Source organism: bacterium (assembly GCA_018830565.1).
Classification (GTDB): Bacteria; UBA9089; JAHJRX01; order JAHJRX01; family JAHJRX01; genus JAHJRX01.
Genome location: JAHJRX010000082.1, coordinates 1 through 7,295 on the forward strand (window position 1 = coordinate 1; position 7,295 = coordinate 7,295).

At 37.4% G+C, this 7,295-nt stretch carries 6 protein-coding genes; all 6 read left to right on the forward strand.

Annotated features, from left to right (window positions below; genetic code table 11):
* The first annotated feature begins 132 nt into the window (after nt 1-132).
* Entirely contained in the window at nt 133-1,389 is a 1,257-nt protein-coding gene (locus KJ849_07890) for a hypothetical protein (GenBank protein MBU2600478.1), read from the forward strand.
* A gap of 26 nt (nt 1,390-1,415) precedes the next feature.
* A complete protein-coding gene (locus KJ849_07895) occupies nt 1,416-2,051 on the forward strand; it encodes a hypothetical protein (GenBank protein ID MBU2600479.1) in 636 nt (211 codons plus the stop codon).
* Nucleotides 1,987-5,997, forward strand: a complete 4,011-nt coding sequence (locus KJ849_07900) for a DUF87 domain-containing protein (GenBank protein ID MBU2600480.1) — start codon at nt 1,987-1,989, stop codon at nt 5,995-5,997. The genes KJ849_07895 and KJ849_07900 overlap by 65 nt, the downstream gene beginning before the upstream one ends.
* On the forward strand, nt 5,982-6,425 hold the full coding sequence (locus KJ849_07905) for a type IV secretion system DNA-binding domain-containing protein (protein MBU2600481.1): 444 nt from the start codon (nt 5,982-5,984) through the stop codon (nt 6,423-6,425). Before KJ849_07900 ends, KJ849_07905 begins: the two co-directional genes overlap by 16 nt.
* A 269-nt stretch (nt 6,426-6,694) precedes the next feature.
* The gene (locus KJ849_07910) at nt 6,695-6,889 is read left to right on the forward strand and encodes a hypothetical protein (protein ID MBU2600482.1); all 195 of its coding nucleotides are present in this window, start codon (nt 6,695-6,697) and stop codon (nt 6,887-6,889) included.
* Between the two features lie 130 nt (nt 6,890-7,019).
* Nucleotides 7,020-7,295 (forward strand): ORF6N domain-containing protein (locus tag KJ849_07915; GenBank protein MBU2600483.1); only part of this gene is annotated, 276 nt, incomplete at its 3' end.

Sequence of the window (7,295 nt, forward strand, 5' to 3'; positions counted from 1 at the left end):
AAAAGTAAGAACTTTTGCCACTTTGTCCCTTTCCTTTCCTTGAATAGTAAATTGGTCTTCATTAACTAATCGGCAAAGGGGCATATTGTCTTAAATTACCTATAAAATAAAAAGAAATTTTCATAATTAGAATTGCTGGATCATCGTGCATATCTGATTGTTCGATTGGCATTACGCCAAGCATTTGCAGAAGGAATATCTGGTTTGCCGGAAAATGCACCAGGTGTTGAAATAAATGGTGTCTATGACGGGCAGACAAAACTTGATACAGATACCTTGATGGCAACACTTTTTATGGATATTTTCCCATTAGCCCAGATTGGAACACCTATAAAAAGCGAGGCTCAAGCCCCTGTCTGCGAAGGTCAGGCAAAGCGGTTTATGAAAGGGTTCATAAAATTTATTATGGTTTTCAAGGATAGAATGCCAGCAAGAGAATTGATCTATAATCTACAGGCATTGATAAATTTTGAGCTTTGCATTTATACCCTTAAACTGATTTACGGCACAAACTATCTCGTCAAGACTGGTGATATATCAGCACAATTTACTCTGGATATAATGCCGACAAAGCCGGAAATCTATGTGGATATTACTGATAATCAAAGATGTTTTAGTCGTGAAATAGCCCGTCAATGCGTTTCAAGAGACCTTCAGGAGTTTGCACAATTCTTTACTTCAAATTTAAGACTTCGCTCGATAGACTATTTTGCCAGCAGCAACCCTAAGTTAAAAAGTATGATTGCGGGAAATCAAGGGGGAGAGTATTTTAGAGTTCTTAACTCACTTGCTCAACACAATGATATTCAGGCAGATGCCAGAAGTGCAATAAAGCGAATTCGGGATGAAAACCAGATAGAGACCGATGAGATAAATGAAATGTTAGAAGAGTTCTTCAGTCGTTGTGATAATCGCTATCCTGATGACAGCCTGAGCAGATTAGTAATGATTTTAGATGAAGCACAGAGAAACAGTCTTGGTGTCAAGATGATACAATGGTTTAAGGATATGGGCGGCGTTGAAAGAAATTATGGTTTTATTAAGGGAGCAGGCAGGTATCGTAATACATGGGCATATTCAATGAGCAATGACCTGCTCTGGACTTTAGTGCATTTGGCTTCCATCAATCCGTCTGAACTTAAGGATAATGATAAACCGAAACGATTCAGGCTGGCTGAGTTTTTAGAATTTCTTGAAAAATGGTACGGGATAGTTATCAACAGGGTCCCTGAGGGTATGGAATCTATAGAATCTAACCACTCTGCACGCGAAAATCTTTCAGCGTTACAAAGAAGATTAAAGCAGATGGGATTATTTGATAACCTTTCTGATGATTTTGAGGCCCAGTATATCAGGCCGCAATATAGAGATGTTCGCAAGGCTGGCTAATGTCATTGAAATAATTGGGGGTAATAATGTTTTCTAAAATCCAACGGTTTACTGAGAATCTACAAACGCATTTTAATAATGTTTCCATAGGTCATTGCTTGCGTGTTGACGACCTGCCGATTAAGGAATGCATTGAACTATGCGAATGTCTGAACATGCTTGAATGTAATTTTTCAGCATATATTCTGGAATCAACCTTTTTGCCCTCTGACAAAGAAAGCTATATTATCAGCATTGATGTTGCCATAGAAAAGAGAAATTTACAACAAGAGTCTATCTGCCTCATTATCCCAACCAATACGAATCACTCTGCTGTTTCATCACTGGGCAATTCCTTTGAGAGTTTTGACACTCAGGATTTCCTGGAAAAATTAGAAAGAGAATTTATGGATAGGATTCCTGCGAGCATAAAAAATGCAGTTAAAAAATCTATTAATCAGGCAAAGAAGACTACAAGGCTGCAAACAGAAGATATGGTACATTATCTCAATGAAATTTGCGAGAACCCCACACTTAAAACAGTTGGCACGGCTCTCTGGAAGATTGGACTTATCCCCGATAAAACTAATGATTTTGTTGAACGATTAAAGCATAATTATGATTTGTGTAAAAATGCTTGCATATCCTGTCAGACCGCAGGCAACAGTGCGACAGAAACTTGAAGCGACAAAATTAAAGAAAGGGCATTTCATGGACAGGTTAGAACAATTTCTTCTTGAAAAACCAATGGAGCCGCCTGCAAAAAATTGGCTTGAACGATTTGTAAATGAGGGTGATTTTGACTTCAGTAAGTGGAAATTCCCTGAAATACAGCCATCTGATTTGGAAGGAATTAAACTGAACAAACCTAAACGAAAGCCTGACGGTAGTCTTGTATCAGGATGTGGAGATATAAAATGCGAAGCCTCAGATGCTCCTATTATTGCAGAATGCGAGACAAAGAAAAAGATTTCTGTTTCATGGAGTACGGAGCCGAAAAATGTTCAGAATGTAGCCAAATGGCAAGTAGAATTAATCCCCTCAAGAGAGGATTATGACGAAGAAGTAGATTCAGGCGAGTTGCCTCAAGTCAGAAAGAATGCAACGCAAAGAAGTGGACAGCTTTCACTTGATATAGATATTGATAATTTAGGAATAGGGTGGGTACAGGTCAGAGTAACAGGACTTGATGAAAACGGAACTGAAATTGTCAGTGAGAATGGCTCTGTCATTGAAGTCCTGTCTGAAAGGATATATCTTCAGCAGAGTCAGATTGAAGATGTTGAGCCAAAGCATAAACTTAAGGTCGCCCCGAATCTACCATTTGGTTATCTGGAGATTGCCCAAACATATACTGAAAAAGAATGGAGAACTACACCGCAAGGTTGGAAGACCGGAGATATTGATTATTTTAGTGTTTTGGTTGGAGATTCTTCAGTTTGCCGGATTGAAATAAGTAGCATTCTTCATGCTTTTGAGATGAAAAGCCTTAGTTCTTACGAGGGTTTTGGACGATATTCATATAAAGTTGATGACCTTGATAAATTTGATAAAGACAAAATATCCAGCCGACTACCAGATTTTGCAAATTTCCCTTCATGGATATCGGAGGCAGCCGAACGATTCAAAAAACAACGCGAAGTATTATTTAAGCATATCAGGGTACAACAAAATGGAATTGTTGAGACAGCAGACTGGGAATCTGAATTTGCAAAAACAACGCTTTTTAACAGGGCAAGGTTATACGCAGAGGCGTATAGTCAATTATTGGAGACCATTCTTAATGCGAAACAGCAAGCAGTTCAGGAAAGACAGGAGATGCTTCAGTTTTTCCTCTCAATAGATTCTGTAGAGCTTGAAATCTGTTATAACACCGGTAATCAAAAGGCGTTAATCCTTCTCCCGACACATCCGCATAGAATGTTATGGTTTTCTGCTTATGCTTCATTGCTGAATGATTGGAAAAATAAGCTGTTGGCATTGCCAAAGAAACGCCGCAAAGATACCATTAACCTGAATCATCTGAAGGAAATAACCCCTGCAAATACTCCGTTTATTATTCCATCGGATTCTTTTCCTGAAAACCAAAACAACTGGTATGTTTTTTCAAGAAATATCGGATTTTCTTTTGGATTATTTTTACCGCCTGCATGTCCTGACTGGACTCGTGTATCTGCTGATGTGCTTCATTTCCTTTCTTATGACGATGAAATAATGCCAACCGATGTTCAGCCAAAGAGAATAAGTGATGATATTGAGAAATATATTAAGATTCATCCTTATTGTAAAGAAAAAGGGCTTAAAATTGGCGTTGTTAACCCCGGTAATGGCAATTTATTGGCAAAGGCAATATGGAATCTTTTAGTTTCGGGAGAAAACAGTGAAGAAAATACTAAAGAATTTCCAAAAATCAAGAGACTTGAAATATCATCCATTGCTCGCCCACCACTTCCTATTGAGATTGAAGGATTTGAGGATGTGTTACGCAAGCAATTTTATTTATTGGAAAATATTGCTGACGATGCCTCAATCTTGACCCCGGCATTTGCACTATCATTGACCAAAAGAACAGAACGCCCTGATTTCCCAAATGGCGAACAGCATGTATCATTTAGTTTTGATGCGTCAAATCCTCAGATTTCATTAGAACAACTTCTTGAAACAACAACCGAGAGCATTTCATTCTATGGGCTTATGAATCGCTGGCAGACTGATTCGTCTTCAGAATACGGTCAATTAAAATGGCGTTACTGGCTTGCCGTTTCCAAACCTGAACGATTTGAACGACATCCGATAGACCCTAAATTTACCGATTTTCTATTGAATATCTCAAAACAACAATCGTATTCATTAGCATTTTTATTAAATCCAACTTTATCAAAGGATGCTGTTTGCTGTTTGAGCAGTGTAATTGGACCTGATGAACGCGGATTTATTGAATATCTTCACCAGCAATCAGACTGGGTGCTTACTATTGACAGGTTTTTCGGCCCTGATTTTTTTGATAGCCCGAATGACCCTTTTCTTTCAGAATTGAGTAAAAAGTATTTGATTGATTATTCCCCTGATTTCTCAGAAGGAATTGGGGATAGATTGCTTGTTACTACCTGCTGGCAAGATGAACTAACACAAATCATAGCGAGTAAATTAGAGAAAATAAATCTCAGATCAAATGAGGAAAGTGTTCTTAACTTGGTAAGTGCCTTAAAATCCCTTTCAGGCACTTATGCATTACAGTTATTTGAAGAAGACCATGAGCAAAACCAAAATACTATAGCTATCGGCGCAACACTTCACTATTTGTTGCAAAATAGAGGCAAGGAAAAATTCTTATTGATTCCGGTATATTGTCATCCTGATATTTTTGATGATGCTGTTAATTTGTGCGACTTTTTACTTGTTAGTGCTACACAGCAAAACATTAAAATCATATGTATTGACTCAGCAATTGAAGCAGACTTATCTTTTAGGTCTTCAATCCTTGAAAATATCAATGAATGGCTCTTAAAAACAGAGGAATTCCTTCAAAACAAATATTTTATTAGTCAAGAAGAAATGGAAGAAAAAATAGGAGTGACTCTGGAGCGTTCTCGCCTTGTAATGTTGATGCGATATTATCTTTCAAAGGCAGTGCGGTATAACTTAATTGATATAGATGGATTCGTTAAACTTAATGATTTGCTTAGCAGGGTGGAAGCCGGGAAAATTCAACCAAATATATTGAAACGAGCATATTTGATAAGTCCAGATGAAGATGAATATAAAATTGAACTGCCAGAGCAAAATGAAATAAAAGCGACGATTCTTGGCAAGCATGTGTTATCGGAATCCCCACAACCGCTTGATTACAAAGAGCAAATCATTACAGGCTCTGACGAAGAATTACCGCTCATAACAGAAGAACAAAATAGGGAAGAAGAATACAAAGAAATACTTGCTGAACAACCGTCTGATATTGGCAGTATCAAAACGGATGAGATTGATAATGCAGACATACCTTCATATCCAGAGTCTGCAGAAATCACAGTAGGCAAGTCTGTAAATAATGAAAATGTTGTTTGGAAACCCTCTGTAAAAGGAAGCCCTCATGTTTTTATTCTTGGAATACCCGGACAAGGCAAGTCAGTTACAATTAACACATTGCTTGTTGAATTGCAGCGTAAGGGAATTGGTACTTTGACCTTTGATTTTCATGGACAATTTAGTGATGAGAAGAATGCCTTTAGAAAACTTTGCATGCCTACAATTTGGAATGCAGCGGAAGGACTACCGTTTTCACCGTTTGAAGCTGATTTAGTAAGTGAAATAGGGCAACAGTCATGGAAAACCCAAAGCTTTGCATTAGCAGATATATTTGCGTATGTCTGCGAGCTTGGTGATATTCAAAAAGACGGGGTGTTTAGGGCAATCTCTGCTTGCTACAAAGATGCTAAAAATCGTGGCGATAATACATTCCCGACAATCAACGATATGGCAAAAAAGATTGACCAATTAGAAAGAAAGAAAGAAATAAAGAATGTGTCAGCTAAGTGCAGACCGCTTTTAGAGATGAATGTATTCAACCACAGGCGGTTGAGAGTAGCTGGGATATTCTTGAAAGTACTAAAGGAGGCTTGGTTATTAATGTAAAAGAAATTGGCTCAGAAACGCTTCAATTAGCTATTAGTGCCTTTGTTTTAAGAAAAGTATATAAAGAAATATTAAGATGGGAAGAGTCTACTGTCTTGAAATTGGCAATTGTTTTAGACGAAGCTCATCGTTTGGCAAGGGATAAAACCTTACCTTTAATAATGCAGGAAGCAAGGAAGTTTGGAGTTTTGGTTATTGTTGCAAGTCAAAATATCAATCATTTTCATGAAAATGTACTCGGCAATGCTGGAACTAAGATACTTTTCCGAACAAACAATCCGGATTCAAAAAAAGTCAGTAAGATGGTTCAAATGCGTAGTGGCAGCAATGCTCAAGGTATTATTGAGCAACTTAAAACAGGACATGCAGTGGTTCAAACTCCTGACATGAGATATGCAGCAAAAACAATGATGAGAAAAATTGATTAAATTGGAGAACAGAATAGGAGAGATTAGGGGGCAGTTCCTATAATTACAGCACAAAAAGCAGAAAGGCGTAAAACCATGAAAGGCTTCTTTGCCTTGATTTTTATGGTTGGAGTTCAGGCTTTAGCCTTTCACTGCTTAAGCTTCCGGCTGAACGCTTACCTTAATCATTCTTTAAGGAGGTAAATTAAAATGGCAGTAGCCGTAGATATGGTAGCAGAAAGGTTACATAAACTTGAAGATTACCTGAATAAATTAGATAAACAAGTATTATGGTTCTTAATTATAATAAGATTCGAGATTACCTACAGAAAGAAAGGCTCGTAGGATTAAGGGAAGAAAAAAATTCAGAAGTCGGGTTAATCAAAGAAGAACTTTCATCAGAAGAACTTAAAGATTTAAGAACAGAAATATCGCGATTGCAAGCCATTTATGATGCTTTATCTAACGGACAGGTTTTGTCATAACTTAATCCTGATAATCTGCGGCAATTTGCGTCCCATCAAGAGATTGCCTTTGTGGAGGAGAGTAAAATTTATTGAGATTCAAAGTCTATTACATAGAAACCGATAACATAATTATACGAGAAGATAGGTTGTGAAGGAATTAATTCTACAAGAAACAATTGAGCAAAGAATCTTTTTAATAAGAGGACACAAGGTTATGATAGATAGAGATCTTGCTGAATTATATGGAGTAGAAACGAAATATTTAAATAGGCAAGTAAAACGCAATATCGAGCGGTTTCCCGAGGAATTTATGTTCAATCTTACTACAGAAGAAAAGAATGAACTGGTGACAATTTGTCACCGGTTTAGAACAATGAAACATTCAAGTGCCTTACCTTTCGCATTTACCGAACACGGTGTAGCT

What these genes read in the sequence shown, in the direction of transcription:
- KJ849_07910 (MBU2600482.1), top strand. Translation starts at nt 6,695, where the DNA reads ATGGTTCTTAATTATAATAAGATTCGAGATTACCTACAGAAAGAAAGG.
- KJ849_07900 (MBU2600480.1), top strand. Translation starts at nt 1,987, where the DNA reads ATGATTTGTGTAAAAATGCTTGCATATCCTGTCAGACCGCAGGCAACA.
- KJ849_07895 (MBU2600479.1), top strand. Translation starts at nt 1,416, where the DNA reads ATGTTTTCTAAAATCCAACGGTTTACTGAGAATCTACAAACGCATTTT.